Origin of the sequence: Sphingomonas horti (assembly GCF_009753715.1) — a bacterium.
Taxonomy (GTDB): Bacteria; Pseudomonadota; Alphaproteobacteria; order Sphingomonadales; family Sphingomonadaceae; genus Sphingomonas_B; species Sphingomonas_B horti.
In genome coordinates this window covers 278,192-302,800 of record NZ_WQMS01000013.1, presented here as the reverse complement: position 1 = coordinate 302,800, position 24,609 = coordinate 278,192, and the positions used below count along the sequence as shown (strand labels likewise).

General features: G+C 68.8%; 17 protein-coding genes and 1 tRNA gene. 11 read left to right on the top strand and 7 right to left on the bottom strand.

Translation table 11 applies throughout. The features are described from left to right. Positions 1-37: 37 nt before the first annotated feature. From GON01_RS11025 to trxA, 3 genes are all read left to right on the top strand, one after another. A complete protein-coding gene (locus tag GON01_RS11025; protein ID WP_309503486.1) occupies positions 38-3,091 on the top strand; it encodes a PD-(D/E)XK nuclease family protein in 3,054 nt (1,017 codons plus the stop codon). Further along, positions 3,091-6,558: a double-strand break repair helicase AddA gene (gene addA / locus GON01_RS11020; protein WP_157027406.1), complete on the top strand. Its 3,468-nt coding sequence runs from the start codon at positions 3,091-3,093 to the stop codon at positions 6,556-6,558. Before GON01_RS11025 ends, addA begins: the two co-directional genes overlap by 1 nt. 75 nt (positions 6,559-6,633) lie before the next feature. Then, positions 6,634-6,954, top strand: coding sequence for a thioredoxin (gene trxA / locus GON01_RS11015; RefSeq protein ID WP_157027405.1), 321 nt, complete (start codon positions 6,634-6,636; stop codon positions 6,952-6,954). Positions 6,955-6,957: 3 nt separating this feature from the next. Here trxA and GON01_RS11010 read toward each other — a convergent pair whose 3' ends face one another. Together GON01_RS11010 and argJ are read right to left on the bottom strand one after the other, a co-directional pair. Beyond that, the gene (locus tag GON01_RS11010; RefSeq protein WP_157027404.1) at positions 6,958-7,398 is read right to left on the bottom strand and encodes a GFA family protein; all 441 of its coding nucleotides are present in this window, start codon (positions 7,396-7,398) and stop codon (positions 6,958-6,960) included. Positions 7,399-7,401: 3 nt separating this feature from the next. Beyond that, the gene (argJ, locus tag GON01_RS11005) at positions 7,402-8,622 is read right to left on the bottom strand and encodes a bifunctional glutamate N-acetyltransferase/amino-acid acetyltransferase ArgJ (RefSeq protein ID WP_157027403.1); all 1,221 of its coding nucleotides are present in this window, start codon (positions 8,620-8,622) and stop codon (positions 7,402-7,404) included. Positions 8,623-8,760: 138 nt separating this feature from the next. Between argJ and GON01_RS11000 the strand changes: the two genes are divergently transcribed. The 4 genes from GON01_RS11000 to GON01_RS10985 all read left to right on the top strand — a co-directional run bounded on the left by GON01_RS11000 (position 8,761) and on the right by GON01_RS10985 (position 13,731). Beyond that, on the top strand, positions 8,761-9,015 hold the full coding sequence (locus GON01_RS11000; RefSeq protein WP_198159841.1) for a hypothetical protein: 255 nt from the start codon (positions 8,761-8,763) through the stop codon (positions 9,013-9,015). Positions 9,016-9,090: 75 nt separating this feature from the next. After that, positions 9,091-11,823, top strand: a complete 2,733-nt coding sequence (gene secA, locus GON01_RS10995) for a preprotein translocase subunit SecA (protein WP_157027401.1) — start codon at positions 9,091-9,093, stop codon at positions 11,821-11,823. Between the two features lie 118 nt (positions 11,824-11,941). Further along, entirely contained in the window at positions 11,942-12,688 is a 747-nt protein-coding gene (locus tag GON01_RS10990) for a sulfite exporter TauE/SafE family protein (RefSeq protein WP_157027400.1), read from the top strand. 59 nt (positions 12,689-12,747) lie between these two features. Further along, a complete protein-coding gene (locus GON01_RS10985; protein WP_181600050.1) occupies positions 12,748-13,731 on the top strand; it encodes an AI-2E family transporter in 984 nt (327 codons plus the stop codon). 64 nt (positions 13,732-13,795) lie between these two features. Here GON01_RS10985 and GON01_RS10980 read toward each other — a convergent pair. The 3 genes from GON01_RS10980 to moaA form a co-directional block, all read right to left on the bottom strand. Beyond that, positions 13,796-13,870: transfer RNA gene (locus tag GON01_RS10980), tRNA-Asn, on the bottom strand. Positions 13,871-13,921: 51 nt separating this feature from the next. Further along, positions 13,922-14,692 (bottom strand): NAD kinase, encoded by a 771-nt coding sequence (locus tag GON01_RS10975; protein WP_157027398.1) that lies wholly within the window; start codon positions 14,690-14,692, stop codon positions 13,922-13,924. After that, positions 14,689-15,693: a GTP 3',8-cyclase MoaA gene (gene moaA, locus GON01_RS10970; protein WP_157027397.1), complete on the bottom strand. Its 1,005-nt coding sequence runs from the start codon at positions 15,691-15,693 to the stop codon at positions 14,689-14,691. Before moaA ends, GON01_RS10975 begins: the two co-directional genes overlap by 4 nt. A gap of 91 nt (positions 15,694-15,784) precedes the next feature. Between moaA and GON01_RS10965 the strand changes: the two genes are divergently transcribed. The 3 genes from GON01_RS10965 to GON01_RS10955 are packed head-to-tail and all read left to right on the top strand — an operon-like array spanning position 15,785 to position 18,602. Further along, entirely contained in the window at positions 15,785-17,779 is a 1,995-nt protein-coding gene (locus tag GON01_RS10965; protein WP_232328781.1) for a putative bifunctional diguanylate cyclase/phosphodiesterase, read from the top strand. A 2-nt stretch (positions 17,780-17,781) separates the two neighbouring features. Then, positions 17,782-18,078, top strand: a complete 297-nt coding sequence (locus tag GON01_RS10960) for a GNAT family N-acetyltransferase (protein ID WP_157027396.1) — start codon at positions 17,782-17,784, stop codon at positions 18,076-18,078. 26 nt (positions 18,079-18,104) lie between these two features. After that, positions 18,105-18,602, top strand: coding sequence for an OsmC family protein (locus tag GON01_RS10955; protein WP_157027395.1), 498 nt, complete (start codon positions 18,105-18,107; stop codon positions 18,600-18,602). Between the two features lie 9 nt (positions 18,603-18,611). Here the strand turns inward: GON01_RS10955 and mfd are convergent, their stop codons facing one another. Together mfd and GON01_RS10945 are read right to left on the bottom strand one after the other, a co-directional pair. Then, entirely contained in the window at positions 18,612-22,073 is a 3,462-nt protein-coding gene (mfd, locus tag GON01_RS10950; protein WP_157027394.1) for a transcription-repair coupling factor, read from the bottom strand. Between the two features lie 118 nt (positions 22,074-22,191). Continuing rightward, positions 22,192-22,458: an FAD assembly factor SdhE gene (locus GON01_RS10945; RefSeq protein WP_157027393.1), complete on the bottom strand. Its 267-nt coding sequence runs from the start codon at positions 22,456-22,458 to the stop codon at positions 22,192-22,194. A gap of 74 nt (positions 22,459-22,532) precedes the next feature. On the opposite strand from GON01_RS10945, the gene recG reads away from it, so the two are divergent. Next, on the top strand, positions 22,533-24,593 hold the full coding sequence (gene recG, locus GON01_RS10940; protein ID WP_157027392.1) for an ATP-dependent DNA helicase RecG: 2,061 nt from the start codon (positions 22,533-22,535) through the stop codon (positions 24,591-24,593). The last annotated feature ends 16 nt before the right edge of the window (positions 24,594-24,609 follow it).

Below are 24,609 nucleotides of genomic sequence, written 5' to 3'. Positions count from 1 at the left end.
TGCTCGACTTGAGGCGTGCCGTCGCTATCGTCGCCGCGTGATCCGCCCGTCGCTCTACACCATCCCGCCGCATCGCAGTTTCGCCGACGCGCTTGTCGCCGGGCTGATGGCGCGGGAGGGGCGGGACCGGATGACACTGGCCCGCGGGCTGGTGCTGGTGCCGAACAACCGCGCGGCGCGTGCCGTTCAGGACGCGTTCGTGCGGCGGGCAGAAGGCGGGTTGCTGCTGCCGCGGCTGGTGCCGATCGGCGATCCGGAGCTGGACGAGCGTATCGGCGCCTTCCTCGACCCGATCGACGAGGAGCCGATTCCGCCCGCGGTGGGTCCGCTGCAGCGCCAGTTGATCCTCGCGCGGCTGATCGAGGAAAGCGGCGGCGCTGCCGGCGCCGAGGCGATGCGGCTGGCGGCGGAACTCGCACGCACGCTGGACCAGCTGCACGTCGAGAGCGTGCCGCCGCAGCGGCTGCGCGAGATCGATGTGGGGGAGCTGACCGAGCATTGGGCCCGCTCGCTGAAGCTGTTCGAGCTGGTGCTCGACCGCTGGCCGAGGGAGCTGGCGCGGCTCGGACGAATCGACCTCAGTGATCGCCGCAACCGGCTGCTGGAGCGCGTCGCGAACCGCTGGCGTGAGTCGCCGCCGCCCGGGTTCGTCGTCGCCGCGGGTATTTCCACCGCGGCTCCGGCGGTCGCCGCGCTGCTCAGGACGGTTGCGTTCATGCCGAACGGGCGCGTGGTGTTCGACGCGCTCGACCCGGGCATGCCGGAGGAGCAATGGGCGGCGCTCGGACCGCACCGCGCCGATCCCGAGACTGGCATCGCCGAACGGCCCGTGGAGACGCACCCGCAATTTCACCTGAAGCTGCTGCTCGACCGGATGGGCGTCGCGCGCGGGGAAGTGGAGCGCTGGCGCTGGGGCGGCGGCCACGCCGCGCGCGCGGGACGCAGCCGGCTGATCTCCAACGCGCTCGCGCCGGCGCGCTTCACGACCGAGTGGACCGACCTGCCGCGCAAGGAGCGGGACCGGTCGGGAGTCGAAGTGCTCGAGGTCGCGACTCCGGCCGACGAAGCGCAGGCGATCGCGCTGGCGCTGCGCGAAGGGCTGGAGGTGCCCGGACGCACCGCGGCGCTGGTGACGCCGGATCGCGGGCTCGCCCAGCGCGTGTCGGCGCATCTGAAGCGGTGGAACATCGACGCCGACGATTCCGCGGGCGTGCCATTGTCAGTGACACCGCCGGGCACGTTGCTGCTCGCGATCGCCGAGGCGGTGGCGGAGCGGTTCGCCCCGGTACCGCTGCTGGCTTTGTTGAAACACCCGCTGGTGCAGGCCGGCGAGGGCAGAGCGGAATGGCTGGAGCAGGTGCGGCGGCTCGACCGCAAGCTGCGCGGGCCGCGGCCCGCACCGGGGCTCGCGCATCTGCCGGATACGGTGGCCTCGGAGCGCGTGTGGGCGTGGCTGGCGCCTTTGGAAGCCGTGTTCGCTGCCGGCGCGAGCTTTGTAGATCTCTTGGCCGCGGTCCGCGAGACGGCGGAGCGGCTTGCGGGGGACGAGGTCTGGGCGAAGCCGGCCGGGCGGGCTGCGGCTGAGCTTTTTGCCGGCCTTGAGGAACACGCGGCCGACGGGCCGGCGCGGATCGACGCCGATGCGCTCGGTCCGATGCTCACCGAGCTGATGAACGGGGTCGCGGTGCGGCCGCCGCAGGGCGGGCATCCGCGCATTTTCATCCGCGGCCTGATCGAGGCGCGATTGCAACAGGCCGACCTGACGATCCTGGCCGGCCTGAACGAAGGCACCTGGCCCGCACTGCCGTCGCCCGACCCGTGGCTAGCGCCGCGCATCCGCGCGGAACTCGGCCTGCCTGGGCTGGAGACCCGGATCGGTTTGGCGGCACACAGCTTTGCCGGAGCGCTGGGCGCGCCGCAGGTGCTGATCACGCGAGCGCGGCGCGATGCGCGGGGGCCAGCGGTGGCATCGCGCTTTTGGCTGCGGCTGGAGGCGCTGACCGGCGGACTGCCGCGCGCGGAGCGGCTGAAGCATTGGGCACAATCGCTGGACGGCGTGGAGGAGCCGAAACCCACGCCGCGGCCAGCGCCCGCGCCGCCGGTCGAGGCTCGGCCCAAGCGGCTGTCGGTCACCGACTTGGACCGGCTGAAAGCCGATCCGTTCGCCTTTTACGCAAAGGCCATGCTCAAACTTTTCCCGCTCGATCCGGTCGATGCCGACCCGACGGCGGCGTGGCGCGGGACGATGGTCCACAAGGTGCTGGAGCTCTGGGCGAAGGAGGACGACTGCGATCCCGCCAGGCTCCGCCCCCGCGCCGAGGCGATGTTGGCCGACGCCGATGCGCACCCGCTGATGCGCGCGCTATGGGAGCCGCGGCTGATCGAGGCGATCGACTGGATCGCGGCGGAAATGGCTGTGCGCAAGGCGGACGGGCACCGCGTGCTCGCCGTCGAATGCAAGGGCGAGATCGAGGACTTCGGCGTGACGCTGAAGGGTGTCGCCGACCGCATCGACCGGCGGCCGGACGGCAGCCTCGCGATCATCGACTACAAGACCGGCAACGCGCCGTCGCCGAAGCAGGTCGCGAGCGGCTATGCCCAGCAATTGGGGCTGATCGGGCTGATGGCCGAGCGCGGCGCGTTCGATGGCGTGGCCGGCACGGCGGGTGGCTTCGAATATTGGTCGCTCGCGCGCAACACGCAGGACGGGTTCGGCAAGATCGTGACGCCGGTCGATCCGGTGGGGAAGGGCGGGCGCATCTTCACTGACCAGTTCGTCGCGCGCGCGGCGAGCAACCTGCAAGGCGCGGTCGAGCGCTGGCTGACCGGCGCCGAGCCGTTCACCGCCAAGCTGCACCCGGAGCATGCGCCGTACGGGGATTACGACCAGTTGATGCGGCTGGAGGAATGGTATGGGCGGGATCAATCCTCCCCTGCGAATGCAGGGGAGGGGGCCCATGCGAAGCACGGTGGAGGGGCGGGCCGCGAAGCGGACGGAAATACCCATCCCCCGGCTCAAGGCCGGGGAACGGGCCCCTCCACCGCCTTCGGCGGTCCCCCTCCCCAAGCACAGCTTGGGGAGGATTTGTGATGCGGCCCCTTCCCCCCCTCCAGCCCGAACAGCGCGAGGCGTCCGATCCGCGCGCGCAGGTGTGGCTTTCGGCGTCGGCCGGGACCGGCAAGACGCAGGTGCTGGTCGCGCGGGTGCTGCGGCTGCTGCTCAGGTCCGGCACCGATCCGTCTTCGATCCTGTGCCTCACTTTCACCAAGGCGGGCGCCGCCGAGATGGCGAACCGCTTGAGCGAGCGGCTCGCGCATTGGGTGCGGCTGCCCGGTGCGGAACTGGCGACTGAACTCAAGGCGCTGGGGGAGGACTTCGGACCCGCCGCGCAAGCCCAGGCGCGGGGCCTTTTCGCGCGGGTGCTCGACGCGCGCGGCGGCGGCTTGCGCATCCAGACGATCCACAGCTTCGCTCAGGCGCTGCTCGCCTCGTTTCCGCTGGAGGCCGGGCTTGCCCCCGGCATGCGGCCGCTGGAGGGGCGCGAGGAGACGGCGCTCGCGCGCCGCGTGCTCGCCGACCTGGTGCTCCAGGCTGAGCGCGAGGGGCGGCGCGGGCTGATTGCCGACCTGCAGGCGCTGAGCCGCCGGCTGGGCGAAGAAGGGGCCGAGACTTTCCTTCGCGACTGCGCCCGTGCGCCGGACGCGATGGCGCAATTGCCTCCGGGCATTGCGCCGTTCGTGCGCCGCGCGCTCGACATTCCGGTCGATGACATCGAGGCGCATATCGCAGAGCAATGCGGAGACGCGCTGTTCGACCTCGCCAGCCTGGAGCAGGTCGCGTTCGACAATCGCGACTGGGGCACGGCGAAGGGGCTCGACCGGGCGGAGGTCATCGGCAGGTGGCGCGGCCTATCGCCGGGCGATCGCGCGCTGGCGCTGGAGGAGCTGCACAGCGTCTGGGCGACGACGAAGGGCGACCCGCGCTCGTTCGGCAAGGGCCAGGCGCCGCAGACCAGCGGTTATGCCGAGCTAGCCTCGCGGCTGCACGGGCGCTGCAAGGAACTGATCGAGATCCGCGTGCGCGCGCGGCTTGCCGACCTGTTCGCAGCTGCGCTGGACGCGGGCCGTGCCTATGCCCATGCCTATGCCGAAGCGAAGCGCGCCGCGGGCGTAGTCGACTTCGACGACCTGATCCGCGCGACGGTGCGGCTGCTGGGCGAACCAGGCATGGGCGAGTGGATCCGCTACAAGCTCGACCAGGCGACCGACCATATCCTGGTCGACGAGGCGCAGGATACGAATGCGAACCAATGGGCGATCGTCGGCAAGCTGGCCGAGGAATTCTATGCAGGGACCGGACGCAAGGGATTGAAGCTGCGCACGATTTTTTCCGTCGGCGATTTCAAGCAGGCGATCTTCGGCTTCCAGGGCACCGACCCCAACCTGTTCAACGGCGCGCGCGAATGGTTCCGGGCGCGGATCGACGGCGTCGAGGGGTGGCGGCTGAAGGACCTGTCGCTCGACCGTTCCTTCCGGTCGACGCCGCCGGTGCTGGAAGCGGTGGACGCGACGCTGGCCGGGCTGGTGGATGGCGCACTCGGAGACGGCGTGCGGCTGGAGCCGCATCGCAGCGCCGTCGGCGGGCCGGGCCTGGTCACGCTGTGGAAGCCGGTCTCGGCCGAGCAGGCGGATGACGAAGAGGGCGAGGAAGGCTGGGTCGACGATGCCCAGCGCCAGTTCGCGACCGGCCTCGCGCGCCAGATCAAGGGTTGGCTTTCCGCGCCGATGATGCTCGGCAAGGGGCCGCTCCGCCCGCAGGATATCATGGTGCTGGTCAGGAAGCGCGGCGACCTCGCCTCGCTGATCGTCGCGCGGCTCTATGCCGAAGGCGTGCCGGTGGCGGGACTCGACCGGCTGCGGCTGAACGCACCGCTCGGCGTCCGCGACCTGCTCGCGGCGGCGCGGTTCGCGCTCCAGCCCGATGACGACCTGACGCTCGCCAGTTTGCTGGTCTCGCCGTTGATCGGCTGGAGCCAGGAGCAACTGCTGGCAAATGCCGTGCCGCGGCAAGGAAGTTTGTGGCGGCATCTCCGTCAAGGGCGCCAAAGCCCGCTCGTCCGGAGCGAAGTCGAGGGGCGCAACCCGGACTCTGTGCCAGCGCCCCTCGACTACGCTCGGGACGAGCGAGTCCTGGTGCCGGCCGTCGAGTCCTTGACGGCCATCCTCAACGCCGCCGACTTCACCACGCCGTACCGCTTCTTCGAAAACATCCTTTCCGGCCCGCTCGACGGCAGGCGCAGGCTGCTCGCCCGGCTGGGCGAGGAAGCGCGCGACCCGGTCGAGGAATTGCTCTCCGCCGCGCTGGCGTTCGAGCGGCAGGCGACGCCGTCGCTGCAGCGCTTCCTCGACTGGTTCGATCGTGGCGATGTCGACATCGTGCGCGACCCGTCGCAGCCGCTCGACGCGGTGCGGGTGATGACCGCGCACGGCGCCAAGGGCCTGCAGGCGCCGCTGGTGATCCTGGCCGACGCGACGACCGATCCGGGCGCCAATCGTCGCAATCGGCTCGACTGGAAAGTGGAAGGACTGGCCGAACCGCTGCCGCTGTTCCGCCCGCGCAAGGACGAGCTGGCCGGCTCGCTCGCCGACGATCTTGCCGAGGCGGAGCGAAAGGACCGCGAGGAGCATTGGCGGCTGCTCTATGTCGCGATGACGCGTGCGGAGGAGCGGCTGTATGTCGGCGGCGCGCTCGGACCGCGCGCGAAAGGGGTTCCGCCGGAGGACAGCTGGTATGCGGCGGTCGAGCGGGGCCTGAAGGCGCTCGGCGCCGAGCCGCTGGAGGATGGTCGGCTCGAATGGGCCGGGCGCGTTCGCCAGCCGGCGGGCAAGGCAAGGACAGACCAGGCGACGCGCGACCGGACGCCGGAGTCCGTGCCGGAATGGGCACGCCGGCCGGCGCCGCAGGAAGCGAGGCCGCCGCGGCCGCTCGCGCCGTCGTCGATCGGGCTGGACGAGGCCGCCGATCCGCCGCCATCGCCACAGATGCGCGCAGCCGCCGAGCGAGGGCGGCTGCTGCACGCGCTGTTCGAGCGGCTGCCGACGGTTCGGACGGAGACGCGCGCCGAGGCCGGCGAGCGCTGGCTGACGGGCGCTGGTGGCGTGGCTGACCCGGAACTCCGTGCCGAATTGATCGCAACCAGCTGTGCGATCATCGCCGATCCCCGTTTTGCCGACGTGTTCGCGGCCGATGCCCTCGCCGAGGTGCCGCTGGCAGCGGTGGTCGAGGGCCGTGTGGTGGCGGGCAAGGTCGACCGGCTTCACGTGTCGGACGATCGCGTCCGGGTGGTCGACTTCAAAACCAATCGCCGCGCCCCCTCCGTCCTGGCCGAAGCGCCCGGATCGCACCTGAAGCAGATGGCTGCCTATGCCGCCGCGCTCGCCAGGGTCTTTCCCGGCCGGTCCATCGAGGCCGCACTGCTCTACACCGCCGGGCCGGTGCTGCTGCCGCTCGACGCCGAGACGCTGGAGCGGTTCAAGCCCGGCTTGGCGGACGCGTAACAATCTTTGGCGGTCGCGGCGGTTGAGCGCTCCGCGCGCCCTCCCTAAGTAGGGCCGAAACAAGGAGTCGAACGCATGGCCACCAAACAGATCACCGACGCGAGCTTCCAGACCGACGTGCTCCAGGCCGACAAGCCGGTGCTGGTCGATTTCTGGGCGGAATGGTGCGGGCCCTGCAAGCAGATCGGCCCAGCACTCGAGGAGATTTCCGACGAGCTGGGCGACCGCATTACTATCGCGAAGCTGAACATCGACGATCATCCCGATGCCCCCGTCCGCTACGGCGTGCGCGGCATCCCGACGATGATCCTGTTCAAGGGCGGCGTCCCCGCCGCCACCAAGGTCGGCGCCGCACCCAAGAGCCATATCAAGGGCTGGCTTGAGGGCGAGCTCTGAGCCTTACTTCGGGGGTTCGGTCCCGCTGAGCCCCCGCGTATCCGGCCGGAAGCGGTCGTGGCGCGGCAGGTCGTCGCATGCGTGCGCCCAGGGAATTCGGCTGGCGTAGAAGATGTGGAATGTGGGCGGGAGACGCTGCGGCTGGTCCAGCGTCGCGACGCTGAAATCGATCGTATCGGGCTGGTGCCGGACGTGCATGCCGAGCGGCGTGCCGCATGCGCCGCAGAAGATGCGCCAGCCGAAGTCGCTGGAGGCGAATCGCTTCACGCTGTCCTTGCCGACCATCACCTCATAGTCGTCAAACGGTACCGTCGCGAACGCCATTGCCGGGGAGCCGGAGTTCAGCTGGCAGGTCCGGCAATGACACCAGCCGGCGTCATGCGGATCGCTGTTCAGCCGGTAGCGGACCGTCCCGCACGCGCAGCCGCCCGTCCATTCCGTCATCGCTCAGCTCCGGTAATCGGCGTTGATCGAGATATAGCCGTGGGTCAGGTCGCAGGTCCAAACCGTCGCGCGGCCGGCGCCGAGTCCGAGGTCGACGCCGATCTCGATTTCCTGGCCTTTCAGGTGCGTCGCGACCGGCGTTTCGTCATAGCCGGTGACCGCGCAGCCGCCTTCCGCGACGATGGTGTTGCCGAAGCGGATCGATAGCTTGTCGCGATCCGCGGGCTCGCCGGCTTTGCCGACTGCCATCACTACGCGGCCCCAGTTCGCGTCCTCGCCGGCGATCGCGGTCTTGACCAGGGGCGAGTTGGCGATGCTCATCGCGACCCGGTGCGCGCTGCCGTCGGTGGTGGCGCCCGTGACCTGCACCTCGATGAACTTGGCCGCGCCTTCGCCGTCGCGCACCACCAGCTGGGCAAGCTCCAGGCAGAGCGCGTCCAGCGCCGCCGCGAACGCGTCCGCGCCGGGATCGCCGAACGAGGCGAGGGGCGGGTTGCCGGCCTTTCCGGTCGCGAAGGCGAGCACCGTGTCCGACGTCGACGTGTCGCCGTCAACGGTGATGCAGGAGAAGGTGCGGCGATTGGCGGCGCTCAGCAGCTGCTGGAGGAAACCGGGCTCGACGGCCGCGTCGGTGAAGATGAAGCCCAGCATCGTCGCCATATCGGGCGCGATCATGCCGGAGCCCTTGATGATGCCCGCGAGCGTGACCGTGCGGCCGCCGATCACCGCGCGCTGGACGGCGCCCTTGGGGAAGGTGTCGGTCGTGCCGATCGCCTCGGCTGCAGCCAGCCAGTCGCATGCGGGCGCGGTGAAGGCAGCGTCGAGGCCGGCCTCCGCCTTGTCGATTGGCAGCGGCACCCCGATCACCCCGGTCGAGGCGACGAAGACGTCCGACGGCTGGCAGCCCAGACGCGCCGCCGCTCGCGCCGCGATCGCCTCCACGGCCGCGCGTCCGCGGCTGCCGGTGAAGGCATTGGAGTTGCCGGCGTTCACGACCAGCGCGCGCGCCTGCCCCAGCGCCAGCGCGTTGCGGCACCATTCGACTTCCGGCGACGGACATTTGCTGTTGGTCAGCACCCCTGCGACAGCCGTGCCTTCGTCCAGCGTGACGAAAGTCAGATCACAGCGATCCCATTCCTTGTAGCGCGCTCGAGCGACGGCGGGCCGGGCGCCGGCGATCTGCGGCAAAGCAGGGAAGGGACGGGCGAGGGGGGAGGGAGTCATGGCCGAGCCGATACTCACCCGGGCCTTGCGACGCCAGACGTGGCGAACACGCATCGTCGCCAGTGGACGTGGGCGCGGGGCGACACTATGTCACGGCCGTTACCGGACCCATTTTGTCGAACGGACTAGCGTTTGCGTTTGCTGCTGCACCTCCTGGCGTTGATTGCGGGCTTCAACGGCTTGATCGCCGGCCCGGCGGTCGCGCGTGCCAGCGAGCCGGCGGTGATCGCCGCACCGGCGCCCGCCGACGTCGAGCAGATGCGCGAATCGATCGCCGTCCAGCACGTGGCGCCGCCGCTCTGGCCGATCGCTGCGCCGCCCACCCAGGCCGACGCACGCGCTCCGGTCTTCGCGCCGCAGACGCATCCGGTCGACGAGCGCCGGATCGAATAGCGCGCAGCCGCGCTATTCCTGATTATCGCCGGGCGCTGGCGCCCGACCTGACCCCAGTTATCGATAGGTATGTCCATGTTCGGCGCACTCGCCAAAACGGTTTTCGGTTCTTCCAACGATCGTTACGTCAAATCGCTCGGCCCCATCGTCAATCGGATCAACGGGTTCGAACCCAGCGTCTCGGCGATGAACGACGAGGAACTGGCGCAGCAGACCGTCCGCTTCCGCGAGCGGCTGGCGAATGGCGAAAGCCTCGATGCGATCCTGCCCGAAGCATTCGCGACGGTGCGCGAGGCGGCGAAGCGCACGCTCGGCCAGCGCCATTATGACGTGCAGATGATCGGCGGCATCGTGCTTCACCGCGGCGAGATCGCGGAAATGCGCACCGGCGAAGGCAAGACCCTGGTGGCGACGCTTGCCACCTATCTGAACGCGTTGCCGGGCCAGGGCGTCCACGTCGTCACCGTCAACGACTATCTCGCCCGTCGCGACGCCGAGTGGATGGGCCAGATCTACCGCTTCCTCGGCCTCACCGTCGGCGTGATCGTGCCGAACCTGACCGACCAGCAGCGTCGCGAAGCCTATGCTTCGGATATCACCTACGGCACGAACAACGAATTCGGCTTCGACTATCTGCGCGACAACATGAAGTACGAGCGTGAGTCGATGGTGCAGCGCGCGTTCAATTTCGCTATCGTCGACGAGGTCGACTCGATCCTGATCGACGAGGCGCGCACGCCGCTGATCATTTCCGGCCCCACGGACGACAAGTCGGAGCTCTACAAGCAGGTCGACGCGGTGGTGAAGCAGTTCGTTCCCGACGACTATGAGCTGGACGAGAAGCAGAAGACGATCATCCTGACAGAGGAAGGCACCGAAAAGGCCGAGCGGATGCTCGAGGCCGCGGGCCTGCTGCAGGGCGACAATCTCTATGATTTCGAGAACACGCAGGTGGTCCACCACCTGAACCAGTCGTTGCGCGCAAACGCGATGTTCAAGCTGGACACCGACTATATCGTCAAGGACGGCAAGATCGTCATCATTGACGAATTCACCGGCCGCATGATGGACGGGCGCCGCTGGTCCGACGGCCTGCACCAGGCAGTCGAAGCCAAGGAAGGCGTGAACATCGAGCCTGAGAACCAGACGCTCGCCTCGATCACGTTCCAGAATTACTTCCGCATGTATCCGAAGCTGTCGGGCATGACCGGCACCGCCGCGACGGAGGCCGGCGAGTTCAACGACATCTACAAGCTGAACGTCGTCACGATCCCGACCAACCTGCCCGTCAAGCGCGTCGATGAAGACGACCAGTTCTACAAGAATATCAAGGACAAGTTCGCGGCGATTGCCAAGTCGATCGAAGAGCATAGTTCGCGCGGGCAGCCGGTGCTCGTGGGCACGGTCTCGATCGAGAAGTCGGAGCTGCTGAGCCAGTTTCTGCGCCAGCTGAACGTGCCGCACAACGTGCTAAACGCCCGCTTTCACGAGCAGGAAGCGCACATCGTCGCTCAGGCCGGCCAGCCCGGCGCGGTGACGATCGCCACCAACATGGCCGGCCGCGGGACCGACATCCAGCTGGGCGGCAATGTCGAATTCCGCGTCGAGGACGAGCTGTCCGGCCTGCCCGAAGGCCCCGACCGCGACGCCGCGATCGCCCGCATCAAGCGCGAGGTCGAGGAATCGAAGCGCAAGGTGATCGAGGCGGGCGGCCTGTTCGTGCTCGGCACCGAGCGGCACGAGAGCCGGCGCATCGACAACCAGCTGCGCGGCCGCTCGGGCCGCCAGGGCGATCCGGGCCTGTCGCGCTTCTACCTGTCGCTGGATGACGACCTGCTGCGTATCTTCGGACCGGACACGATGTTCGCCAAGATGATGAACTCGAACCTGGCCGATGGTGAGGCGATCGGGTCGCGCTGGCTGAACAAGGCGATCGAAACCGCGCAGAAGAAGGTCGAAGCCCGCAACTACGACATCCGCAAGCAGCTGCTCGAATATGACGACGTCATGAACGACCAGCGTAAGGTGATCTACGAGCAGCGCACCGACATCATGGACTCCGAAACGCTGGAGGACGTGGTCGAGGACATGCGGCACGAGACCGTCAACACGCTGGTCGCGGAGGCCTGCCCACCGCACACCTATCCCGAGCAGTGGAACATCGAGGGACTGAAGACCCGCGCGCGGGAGATCCTGGCGGCCGAAGTTCCCATCGACGACTGGATCAAGGAAGCGGCGGTCGATCCCGAAATGATCGAGGAACGGCTGCGTGCGATGACCGACGAGGCGATGGCGGCGAAGGCGAAGGAGCTGGAGCCCTCGACCTGGGCGCAGGTCGAAAAGAGCGTGCTGCTGCAATCGCTCGACCATCACTGGAAGGAGCATCTGGCCACGCTCGACGCGCTGCGCCAGGTCGTTCACCTGCGCGCCTATGCCCAGAAGACGCCAATCAACGAATATAAGCAGGAAGCCTTCGCGCTGTTCGAGCGGATGCTCGAATCGATCCGCGAGGACGTGACGCGAGTGCTCGCGCACGCCCAGTTCATGGCCGCGCCGCCGGAACTGCCGCCGATGCCGGAGTTCGTGACGACGCACATCGATCCGCTGACCGGAGACGACAACAGCTGGGACCAGGACGCGGCGAGCGGTCTCGTCACCTCGACGCTGCCGCCGCTGCAGATCGCGCAGCCGGCAATGGCGGCGGAACTCGGCACCGATCCGGCCCAGTGGGAAGGCCGGGTCAGCCGCAACGCGCCGTGCCCGTGCGGATCGGGGCAAAAGTACAAGCACTGCCACGGGGCGCTTTAACGGCCCCAGCCCCAAACTTCGTTGGGCCTGAGCTTGTCGAAGGCCTCCCTTCTTCTTACCAGCGATCGAAAGAAGAAAGGGGGGGCTTCGGCAAGCTCAGCCCGAATGGAGCTGAGGCTTGGCCTTTCTCGCGTTAGCCTTCGTCGTCACTGCCATCCTTTACGCGAGCGTCGGCTTTGCGGGCGGCTCGACCTATAATGCATTGCTGGCGCTGGCCGGGGTCGACCATCGGGTCTTTCCGATCGTCGCCCTCGCTTGCAACCTGATCGTCGCGACGGGGGGCACGATCAGGTTCGCACGCGCGCGGCTGGTGCCGTGGCGACGGTTGGCGCCGCTGCTGGCGTTATCGGTTCCCGCCGCCTGGATCGGCGGCATGCTGCCCGTTTCAAAGCATCTGTTCCTCGCCCTGCTCGGAGGCTCGTTGCTCGTCGCCGGCATCCTGCTGCTGGTCCAGCCGGAGCGCGAGATGGAACCCCGCCGCGCTGCGCTGGTCGGCCCTGCGGTTGCCGCGCCGATCGGGCTGCTGTCCGGCATCGTCGGCATCGGCGGTGGCATCTTCCTCGCCCCGGTGCTGCACCTGGTCGGCTGGGACCGCGCGCGACGCGTCGCGGCGACGGCCTCGATCTTCATCCTTGCCAATTCGATTGCGGGACTGGGCGGGCAGCTGACCAAGCTTGCGGGCCATCCGGAGCTGATCGAAGCGGCGTTCGGCTATTGGCCGCTTGCCCTGGCCGTCCTTGTCGGCGGTCAGATCGGCAGCCGCGCCGGGGTCCAGCTGCTGCCGCCGACGTGGCTGCGGCGGCTGACGGCGCTGCTGATCCTCTACGTCTCGGTCCGCATCCTGCTGCAGGTCTGGGGCGGATAGGCCAGGCAGCGGCCCGCGGCGGCCCCGGAACATTGGCGCGAGCCGAGGCATTACGTCCGGTGTCGCTGAGCCAGCACAGACGAACCGCCGAGCGGCTGATCCTCGCCTTGCTGCTGATCGCGCTCGCCGCTGCACTGTGGACGCTCAGGGCCGTCGTGCTGACGGCTTTCGCGGCGGTGCTGGTCGCGCTGCTGCTGTCGGAGATCGCTCGGCTGCTCTCCACGCGGCTCCGCCTGCCGCGCCGGGCCGCACTGGCCGCCGCCGTCGTCATCGCGCTCAGCATTCCGCTCGGCGCGGCCTGGCTGTTCGGCCGGGAAGTCTCCGCTCAGCTTCAGCTGATCGTCGAGGCGATCCCGCGGGCGATCGACCGACTGGGCACGTTGCTCGACACGATCGGGGCGGGCGATGCGTTCCGAAGCTCGGTCAGCACTTTGTTCGCCCCTGAGGCGCTGATGCGGCACATGGGCAGCATCGCCTCGTCCTCGGCCGGCGCCGCGGTCGACCTGCTGCTGGTGATCTTCGGCGGCATCTATTTCGCCGCCCAGCCGCTGTTGTACCGGACCGGGCTGGTGAAGCTGGTGCCGCCCCGGTCGCGCGCGCTCGCCGGCGACGCGCTTGACAATGTCGGCGTGGCGCTCCGGCGCTGGCTGCTGGGGCAACTCGCGGCGATGGCCCTGGTCGGGCTGCTGACCGGCATCGGGCTGCTGCTGCTCGGCTCACCTTCGGCGCTGGCGCTCGGCGTCCTCGCCGCGCTGCTGGAGTTCATCCCCTATCTCGGCCCGATTCTTTCGGCCGTGCCTGCGATCGCGGTCGCGCTGGTCCAGGGGCCCGAGCATGCGGCCTGGGTGACCGGTCTCTATATTCTCGTGCAGCCGATCGAGAATCACCTGATCCAGCCGCTGATCCAGCAGCAGGCCGTGGATATCCCGCCGGCGCTGTTGCTGTTCGGCGTCGCGGCGATGGGGACGTTGTTCGGCATCCCGGGCGTCGTTCTCGCGGCCCCGCTGGCCGTAATGATCTTCGTCCTGGTCAAGCAGCTCTGACGTACGCGAGGCGCTGCACACGCCGACGCCCCTGCCGAGCGAACAATGAGCTGTGGTGAGGCGCTGGCTCCCCGGGCCTGATTCGAACAGGCGGCCGTCCGATTAACAGTCGGATGCTCTACCGCTGAGCTACCGGGGAATGCCGAGCGAGGCCGGGCCTATAGCAAGGCTTCCGGCCTTTGCAAGCGGGTTAGGCGATGAACTGCTCCATCGTGATGCGATCATCGAGCGCGTGCTCGGGATCGAACATCAGGCAGAGCGTCTGGCTACGGTCGATCGCGACCTCGACGGTGGCGACGTCGCGCACTTCGCGCTGGTCGGCAACCGCGCTGACCGGGCGCTTGACCGGCTCCAGCACACGGAATTTGACCGTCGCGCTGTCCGGCAGGATCGCGCCGCGCCAGCGCCGCGGGCGGAACGGGCTGATCGGCGTCAGTGCGTGGAGCGCGGAGCCGAGCGGCAGGATCGGCCCGTTCGCCGACAGGTTGTAGGCAGTCGACCCGGCCGGCGTGGCGACCAGCACGCCGTCGCAGACCAACTCGTCGAGCACGACCCGCCCGCTGACCGTCACTTCCAGCTTTGCGGTCTGGCGGGTCTCGCGAAGCAGCGAGACTTCGTTGATCGCCGGCAGTGTCGAGAATTCGCCGGCGACCGTCTCGGTCGTCATCCGCAGCGGCGAGACCTCGAAGCGCTTGGCGCGAGCGAGCCGCTCGTCGAGATGCTCCAGGCTCCAGTCGTTCATCAGAAAGCCGACGGTGCCGCGGTTCATTCCGTAGATCGGGCAGATGCGCCGCCGCTCCAGCATCGCGTGCAGCGTCTGCAGCATGAACCCGTCGCCGCCCAGGGCGACGACCATGTCCGCTTCGGCGATGTCGTGCCATTCGTAGCGCCGGCGCAGCTCGCGCTCGGCCTCGACGGCGACATCGACGGTGGACGCGACGAGCGCGCGGCGAATGTTCATCCCCCGGTGACGCTCATGTGCCGGGATACGGCGGTGCGCTCGATCCTGAAATCGTGCGCCTTGGGCTTGATGCGCATGGCTTCGTCCAGCGCGGCATCGAGCGCCCGCGGGCCGCCGCCGCGTAGCGCCGCCTTCAGGTCGACGCAATCGGCCTGGCCGAGGCACAGATATAGCTTGCCTTCCGCCGTCAGCCGAACGCGATTGCAGCTGGCGCAGAAATTATGCGTGAGCGGCGAGATGAAGCCGATATGGATGTCCAGTTCCCGGGCATGGATGTAGCGCGATGGCCCCCCGGTGCTGTGGTCCGAATCCTCGAGGGTGAAGCGCTGCGCCAGCCGCTCGCGCGCCAGGTTGAGCGGCAGGAAGCGATCGGTGCGGTCCTCGTCGATCTGGCCGAGCGGCATCGTCTCGATGATCGAGAGGTCGAAGCCCTGCGCCGCGCACCACTCGGCCATCTCGACAAAGCCGTCGTCGTTAAGGCCCTTCAGCGCGACCATGTTGATCTTGATCGCCAGCCCCGCCGTGCGTGCCGCCGCGATTCCCGCGAGCACCTCGTCCAGGCAGTCGCGGCGCGCGATATAGGCGAAGCGTTCGCGATCGAGCGTGTCGAGGCTGACATTGATGCGGCGGACGCCCGCTTCCGCAAGCGGGCGCGCGGCCTCGGTCAGCCGAGTGCCGTTGGTGGTGAGCGTCAGTTCGTTCAGGCCGGTGCCGATCCGCTCCCCGATACGCTTCGCCAGCTCCGGCAGGCCGCGGCGGACGAGCGGTTCGCCCCCGGTCAGCCGCACCTTGGTGACGCCGCGATCGACAAAGCGGTCGACGATCAGCGCCAGCTCCTCCAGCGACAGCAGTTCCCGGCGGGGAAGGAACGTCATCGCCTCGGCCATGCAATAGCGGCAGCGGAAATCGCAACGATCGGTGACGGACACGCGCAAATAGCTGACTCGCCGACCGAAGCTGTCGACCAGCAGAGGCTTGGGGGCGGGGTCGGCGACGATCATGACGGGCAAAGCTTATGTGGCGGGCGTGCGCGCGGCAAGCCATTGGCGAAAACGCACGGCGCGCTAGAATGAGCCGAAAAGGGGAGCGCATTTGATCGATCAGGCCGGCGGATCACCCGGGGAGGGTGCTTCCCTGTTCATCCTGTCGTTCCGGCATCGCGACGAATTGCTGGAAGCGGCGAGCCGGGGGGGATGGTTCCCGATTGCGGCGCGCCGCGCGGGCGGCGTGGAGCGGCGCTTCATCGATAGCGGCGCCGCCCTCGCCATTGTCGACGGGCGCGGTGCCTTCGACGAGGCGATCGGCGCGATCCGCACGCTCGCCGATCCGGTCGAGGCGAACAGCGCCGCGCTGGTTGTGCTTCTCTCCCGGGGAGACGTGGCGCGGCTGGGCGAAGTCCATGCGGCGGGCGCGACCCATTATCTGGCGAGCCCGTTCGGCGAAGCCGAGCTGCTGCAGGCATTGCGCTTTGCCGCCCGCTACGCCCGGCGGCTCGGCGGCGGACCGATCAGCCGGCCGGCGCTGAGCCGGGCGGAAGGGATGCGCTGGAGCTTCGGACCGGACGGCCTGACGCTCAGCGTCGCACTCAACCGGCGCTATGGGCTGGGCGACGAACCGCTCAGCCTGCGCTGCGCCTATCGGCTGCTGGGGCCGGGCGACCGGCGCGCAGCCCGTGCCGCGCGGCTGCGGCTGAAGGCCGGCTATGCCTCGACCGCCTTTTCGCATCTGCTGCCGGACGGGAGCCGCGTTGCCCATCACCTGATGGCAAGCGCGGGCGAGGTGAACGGACTGCTCGAGCCGCTCGACCGGGAGCGGGTGCTGCCGCTCCACCGTGATCCGTTGACCGGCCTGCCCGACGGCACCGCCGCACGGCGCTGGCTGTCATCCCAGCTCACCGGTGACGGGCGGCCGGGCGTGCTGCTGATCGGCGTCAGCCGCCTGCCGGTGATCAACAGCCTGTACGGCCGTGGCGGCGGCGACGCGCTGCTGCAGGCGGCGGCGCGGCGGATCGAGCGGGTCGCGCGCGAGGTCTGCGCGGGGGCATGGGTGGCGCGGCTCGCAGGGACCGAGTTCATGGTCGGCCTGCCGCGCGCCGACGCCGCCCAGCTCGGCGACGCGGCGGAACGAATCGTCGCGGCGGTCGAACGCCGAGTCGCGGTCGCGCCCGATGCGGTGCTGATGGGCGCCGATGTCGGCGGCGCCATCGCCCGCGAAGAAGATCCAAGCGCGCTGCTGCGCCGGGTCAGCGCCGCGCTCGCCGAGGCGCGGGAAGCGAGCGGCAGCGCGATCCGCCTGCTCGACGGCGGCGGCGCCGAGGCGGCCGAGCGCGCGCAGCAGCTCGCCACCGACCTGCGCGGGGCGATGGCGGAGGGGCAAATCGAAATCCTGTTCCAGCCGCAGGTCCGCATCGGTGACGGAGTCATCGAAGGAGTGGAGGCGCTGGCGCGCTGGCGCCACCCGCTGTTCGGAGAGCTCGGCGCGGAAGCGCTGTTCGGGGCGGCACAGCGCGCCGACCTGGTCGCGCCGCTGTCGGAGCTCGTCCAGCGCTGCGCGCTCGACGCAGCCGCAGCCTGGCCGAAGCCGCTCGACGGGCTGCGCCTGTCGCTGAACGTCACCGCGGCCGATCTGGCGCGCGCCGATTTTGCCGAGCACATGCTGGCGGCCATCGACGCCAGCGGCTTCGCGCGCGACCGGGTCACGGCCGAGGTCACCGAGGAAGGGCTGATCGAAGATCTGGGCACCGCCGCCGCCGCGCTCGCGCGCCTGCGCCAGGGCGGCTGCCGTGTCGCCGTCGACGATTTCGGGACGGGCTATTCCAGCCTCGCCTATCTGAAGGCGCTGCCGCTGGATTATCTGAAGCTGGACCGGCGCTTGAGCCAGGACATTGCCGGCTCGGCGCGGGGACGCGTGGTTGTGCGCAGCGTCATCGACATGGCCCGTGCGCTCGGCCTGGGCGTGATCGCGGAAGGGGTGGAGACCGAGGAGCAACTCGCCCTGCTCGCCGCCGAGGGCTGTACCTTGTACCAGGGCTTCCTGTGCTCGGGGCCGGTGGGCGTGGCGGAGCTGGTCAACCTGGTGGGAGCCTAGTCATGAACAAGCCTGACTCTGCGCAAGTCCTTCACGATCCGGGCAAGCACCGGTTCGAGCTGCCGATCGAAGGAGAGGCGATCGCGGCCGCTTATTATCGGCGCGATGATGAGGGGCGCTTCGTGCTCACCCACACCGAAGTGCCGAGCGAATATGAGGGGCGGGGTCTCGGATCGGCGCTGGCGCGCGGCGTGTTCGAGATCGCGCGCGCTCAAGGGTTCAGGCTGGTGCTGCGCTGCCCGTTCATGCAGCGCTGGTCTGCGCGCCATCCGGAATTCGGCGATGTCGTGGACGGCTAGAAGAGCGCGATCCTGTGGAGGACCCGATGGTACGCAATGACGATCCCGCCGCCGTGAATGGCGTGGTTGCCCGAGCGACGGGCACCGGCCTGTTCCAGACCCGGATCGCGGTGCGGGAGACGGTGTTTCTGACGGACGAGCCGGTCGCGGTAGGCGGCGAGGGCAGCGGGCCTACGCCCTACGAATTGCTGTCGGCCGCGCTTGCCGCCTGCACGTCGATGACGCTGCGGCTCTATGCGAAGCGCAAGGGCTGGGAGCTCCCCGCCTTCTCGGTCGAGGTCGCGCATGAGATCGTTCCCGGCGGGCGGCCGCGCGATCGCCTCAATCGCCAGATCACGTTCGAGGGGCCGCTTCCGCCGGCAGCGCGCGAAAAGCTGCTGGAGATTGCCGATAAGTGCCCGGTCCACCGGACGCTGGTCGGCGGTTTCGAGGTGCGCAGCTATGTCGGCCAGCCCGAGGTCCATCCGGCAGGCGACCCCGTCGTGCGCCACGAGCAGGAGATGGAGCGCGCCTGCGACGACTAACCAGCGTCGTCAGGATAATTTGGCCAGGCCGCGCGACAGCTGCAGCGCGCCATTCAGCCGCTGCTTCGGGTTGGTCCAGTCGCGGCTGATCACAAGCTTAGAATCCGGCCTGAGCTTGGCCGACGCGCCGATCTTCTGGACATAGCCGAGCAGTGCCGGCACGTCGGGCGGCGTGTCGTTGTGGAAGGTGACGACCGCGCCGCGCGGGCCGGTCTCGATCTTCGCCACACCGGCTTTCCTAGCATTGAGCTTGATTTCGATCAGCCGGATCAGGTTCTCGGTCGGGGACGGAAGCTTGCCGAAGCGATCGATCAGCTCGGCGGCGAAGCCCTCGATCTGCTCGGCCGAATCAAGCTCGTTGATGCGGCGGTAGAGGCCCATCCGCAGGTCGAGATCGGGGACGTAGTCCTCCGGAATCATCACCGGCACGTCGACCGTGATGGTCGGTGAGAATTCGTCGCGCTTCAGCTCGTCGCGGCGGCCGCCGGCCTTCGCCTCGAGGATCGCCTCCTCCAGCATCGACTGGTAGAGTTCGAACCCGACTTCCTTGATGTGCCCGGACTGCTCGTCGCCCAGCAGATTGCCGGCGCCCCGAATATCGAGATCGTGACTGGCGAGCTGGAAGCCGGCGCCGAGGCTGTCGAGGTCCGATAGAATCTTCAGCCGCTTCTCCGCCGTGTCTGTGATCGACGTGTCCGCGGGCGTGGTCAGATAGGCATAGGCCCTGATCTTGCCGCGCCCGACCCGGCCGCGCAGCTGGTAGAGCTGGGCGAGGCCGAAACGGTCGCCGCGGTGCACGATCAGCGTGTTGGCGCTGGGGATATCGAGCCCGCTTTCGACGATCGTGGTCGAGAGCAGCACGTCGTAGCGCTTGTCGTAGAAGGCCGACATGCGCTCCTCGACCTCCGTCGGGGCCATCTGGCCGTGCGCGACGACGTAGCGGACTTCCGGCACTTCCTCGCGCAGGAACGCCTCGATGTCGGGCAGGTCGGCGATGCGCGGTGTGACGAAATAGCTCTGCCCGCCGCGATAATGCTCGCGCAGCAGCGCCTCGCGCAGCACGATCGGGTCCCACGGCATGACGTAGGTGCGTACCGCCAGCCGGTCGACCGGCGGCGTCTGGATCACCGACAGCTCGCGGAGGCCGGACATCGCCATCTGCAGCGTGCGCGGGATCGGCGTCGCGGTCAGGGTGAGCTGGTGCACGTCGGTCTTCAGCGCCTTCAGCCGCTCCTTATGAGTGACGCCGAAGCGCTGCTCCTCGTCGACGATGACAAGTCCGAGGCGCTTGAACTCGACCCCTTTGGCCAGGATCGCGTGGGTGCCGATGACGACGTCGATCTTCCCATCCGCTAGCCCCTGCTTCGTCTCCTTCGCTTCCTTGGCCGGGACCAGGCGGGAGAGGCGGCCGATATTGAGCGGGAAGCCCTGAAACCGCTCACAGAAGGTGTTGTAATGCTGGCGGGCGAGGAGGGTGGTCGGGCAGACGAGCGCGACCTGCATGCCGGCCATAGCGGCCACGAACGCGGCGCGCAGCGCGACTTCGGTCTTGCCGAAGCCGACATCGCCGCAGACGAGGCGGTCCATGGGCTTGCCGGCGGCGAGGTCGCCCAGCACGTCGTCGATCGCGCGGTCCTGGTCGTCGGTTTCCTCATAGGGAAAGCGGTCGGCAAAGGCGGGGTAGCTGCTCGATTCGGCCTCGGCGATCTCGGCGGGGCGGAGCGCGCGTTCGGCGGCGGTGCGGATCAACTCGTGCGCGATCTCGCGGATCCGCTCCTTCATGGCGGCCTTGCGGCGCTGCCACGCCTCGCCGCCCAGCCTGTCGAGCGTCACGCCCTCGCTCTCGGCGCCGTAGCGGGAGAGGACTTCGAGATTTTCGACCGGCACGTAGAGCTTGTCGCCGCCGGCATATGAGACGGCGACGCAGTCGTGCGGCGTCTTTGCGACGGGAACCTGGGTCAGGCCTTCGTAGCGGCCGATGCCGTGATCGACATGGACGACGAAGTCGCCGGGGCTTAGCGTCGCCAGCTCGTTCAGGAACGCGTCCGCCTGCTTGCGGCGCTTGCGCCGGCGGACGAGGCGGTCGCCGAGCATGTCCTGCTCGGTCAGGAGCGCCACGTCCGGCGTGGTGAAGCCGTGGTCGAGCGGGAGGACGATCAGCGCGGCCTGCGCCTTGTCGGCGGCGCCCAGCGCTTCCTGCCAGGACTCGACATGGCTGGCGTGCTTCAGGCCATGATCGGCGAGCAGGTTGCCGAGCCGCTCGCGCGCGCCCGGCGAATAGCTGGCGAGGATGACCTTGTGCCCGCCCTTCTTCAGCTTGGCGGCGTGTTTGACGACCGCTTCATAGACATTCGCGTTCTGCGCCCGCTCCGGTGCGAAATCGCGCGCGCCTTCGACGGCGAAGTCGAGGCTCTTTTCGCTTTCGGGCGTGGCAAAGGGCGTCGCGAGATGCACCGGCTGGGCCTCGATCGCCTCGCCCCATTCGTCGGCACTGAGGTAAAGCGCGCCGGGCTCGATCGGGCGATAGCTGCCCGGCTGGGCGACCATCGCTTTCTGCCGGTTGGCGAAATAGTCGTCGATCGCCTCGAACCGCTGGTCCGCCGCCGCGCTGGAACCGAAATCGCGCACCACGACCGCGTCTTCGCCCAGGTGATCGAACAACGTGCCGAGCCTGTCCTCGAACAGCGGCAGCCAATGCTCCATGCCGGCCAGGCGGCGGCCGTCCGAAACGGCTTCATAGAGCGGGTCGCCGGTCGCGGTGGCGCCGAACGTCTCCCGGTAGCGGCCGCGGAAGCGCTTGATGCTGTCTTCGTCCAGCAGCGCTTCGGACGCGGGCATCAGCGTGAAGCCGTCGACGCGGCCGATCGTGCGCTGGTCGGCGGGGTCGAACTGGCGGACGCTCTCGATCTCGTCGCCGAAGAAGTCGAGGCGAAGCGCATAATCCTCGCCGGTCGGGAACAGGTCGATCAGGCCGCCGCGGATCGCGAACTCGCCGGCTTCGGCGACGGTGTCGACGCGCTGATAGCCGTTGGCGTTGAGCCTGGCGGCAAGCTGATCGCGGTCGATCCGCTCGCCCGGCGCGAGCTTCGCGACGAGTTGGCGGATACGGAACGGTGTCAACGTGCGCTGGATCGCCGCGTTGGCGGTGGTGACGACCAATTGCGCCGCGCCCGGCTTCTGCTGCAGCCGGTGCAGCGTGCCGAGCCGTTCGGACTGGATGCGCAGGCTGGGCGAGGCGCGGTCGTATGGCAGTACGTCCCAGGCGGGAAAGCTCAGCACTTCCAGCTCGGGCGCAAAATAGCCGGCCGCGTCGACCAGCGCGCGCATCGCCGCTTCGTCGGACGCGATGAACACCGCCCGCTTCGCCGACGCGCGCGCCAGGTCCGCCATCAGCCAGGGAAGGAAGCCGGCGGGCGCGGAGGCGAGGGTGAGGGGGCTCTTCGCCTTCAGGATTTTGGTGAGATCAGTCATGCAAGTACAAACCGCTCGGGCTGAGCCTTTCGAAGCCCTCCCTTGTTCTTGATGAGGCGGGACAAAGAGAAGGAAGGCCTTCGACAAGCTCAGGCCGAACGGAGTTTATGGAGCTCATTCAGCGGGCGATCGGAATGTAGTTGAGCCGTTGCATCGCGCTCATCATCTCGCTCTGCCAGCGCTGCGGCACCTCAGCCGTACCGATCGCCCAGGCCATGATGTCGACGTCCTGCTCTTCCATCAGTGCCTCGAACCAGCCGATCTGGTCATCGTTCCAACCGCTCGCGTGGGCGTCGAAAAAGCCGCCGACCAGCAGGTCCGCTTCCTTGGTGCCGCGATGCCAGGCACGGAAGCGCAGGCGTTTCAGGCGGGCGTCGCGGTCCATGCCGGCTCCATGCGTGATTGCCCGACGGCGCTGGCGGGCGCCTCGGGTCTGTGGTTAGAAGGCGCCAGATAGGCATGCGACCCGAAATCCTCAATCCGCTGTTCGCCGAAGTGGAGGCGCTGAAAGGAATCGGGCCGGGCCTGAAGAAGCCGCTCGAACGCCTGGGCCTCGCGCGGGCGATCGACGTCGCCTTCCACCTGCCGACCGGGTGGATCGACCGCAAGCGGGTCGAGCGGCTGGACATGGGCGATGCGGGGCGGACGATCACGATCGCGCTGACCGCCGTCGACTATCGCCAGTCCGGGAGCGGACGCGGCCCTTTCCGCGTGCATGCGACCGATGCCGGCGGCGATTATGTCAGCCTCGTCTATTTCGGCGGCAATCCGGGCTGGGCGCGGAAGCTGTTCCCGCTGGGCGACCAGCGCATCGTGTCGGGCAAGCTCGAAAGCTATGGCCAGGAACTGCAGATCGTCCATCCGGACCTGGTGCTGAAACCGGGCGAGGACCTGCCGGCGGCGCGGGAGCCGATCTATCCGCTCTCCGAGGGCCTGACCTCGCGCCGGCTGCACCAGCTCGCGGAGCAGGCGATCGCGCGGGCGCCCGAGCTGCCGGAGTGGGTCGAGCCGAGCGTGCTGCAACAGCGCGGGTGGAAGCCGTGGCGCGCGGCGCTTGCGTCCGTGCACGCCGATCCAGCGGACGCCGCGTCGCGCGCGCGGCTTGCCTATGACGAGGTGTTCGCGAACCAGCTCGCGCTGATGCTGGTGCGTGCCTCGACCCGGAAACGGCGCGGCCAGCCGCTGCAAGGCGACGGGCGGCTGCGGGATGCGCTGAAGCTTCCCTATACGCCGACGGATGCGCAGCGGCGCGCGGTGGCGGAGATCGAGGGCGACATGGCGCAGCAATCTCCGATGTTGCGGCTGCTCCAGGGCGATGTGGGCTCGGGCAAGACCCTGGTCGGGCTGATGTCGTTGCTCGTCGCCGTGGAAGCCGGGGCGCAGGGGGCGTTGCTTGCGCCGACCGAAATTCTCGCGCGCCAGCATTTCGAGTCGCTGAGCCGGATGCTCGCGGGCCTGCCGGTCAACCTCGCGATCCTCACCGGGCGCGAGAAGGGGAGGGCGCGCGATTCGACGCTGATGGGACTGGCCGACGGCTCGATCGACATTCTCGTCGGCACCCACGCTATCTTCCAGCAGAGCGTGAGCTACAAGCGGCTGGGACTCGCCGTGGTGGACGAGCAGCATCGCTTCGGCGTGTCGCAGCGACTGATGCTGAGCCAGAAGGCGGAGCGGCCGCCGCACCTGCTGGTGATGACGGCGACGCCGATCCCGCGCACGCTGACGCTCACCCAATATGGCGAGATGGACGTCAGCCGCCTGGACGAGATGCCGCCCGGCCGCCAGCCGATCGAGACGCGCGTGATCTCCGACGAGCGGCTGGCGGAAGTGGTCGACGGGCTCGGGCGGCACATCGCGGCCGGCGGCCAGGCCTATTGGGTGTGCCCGCTGGTCGAAGAGAGCGAGAAGAGCGACCTCGCCGCCGCCGAGGAGCGCGCGACGGCGCTGAGGCTGCGCTTCGGCAACAGGATCGGCCTGGTGCACGGCCGCATGAAAGGACCGGACAAGGACGCCGTCATGGCGGCGTTCGCGAGCGGGCAGCTCTCGGTGCTGGTTGCGACCACGGTCATCGAGGTCGGCGTCGACGTGCCGAACGCGACGCTGATGGTCATCGAGCACGCCGACCGCTTCGGTCTCGCCCAGCTCCACCAATTGCGCGGGCGGGTGGGGCGCGGGGAGGGCAGGTCCGTCTGCCTGCTGCTGCGCTCCGGCCAGCTCAGCGAGACGGCGGGGTCGCGCCTCGCGCTGATGCGGGAGACCAATGACGGCTTCCGCATCGCCGAGGAGGATCTGCGCCTGCGCGGGCCGGGCGAGTTGCTGGGCACGCGCCAATCGGGCGAGCACGTCTTCCGTCTCGCCACGCCCGAGCTGCTGAACGAGCTGCTGCCGATCGCGAGCGACGACGCACGCCTGCTGGTCGACCGCGATGGCGGCCTCGACGGCGAACGCGGTCAGGCGGCGCGGCTGGCGCTCTATCTGTTCGAGCGCGACGCTGGCGTGAACCTGCTCAGGAGCGGGTAGGGTAAATCGCCGCCGA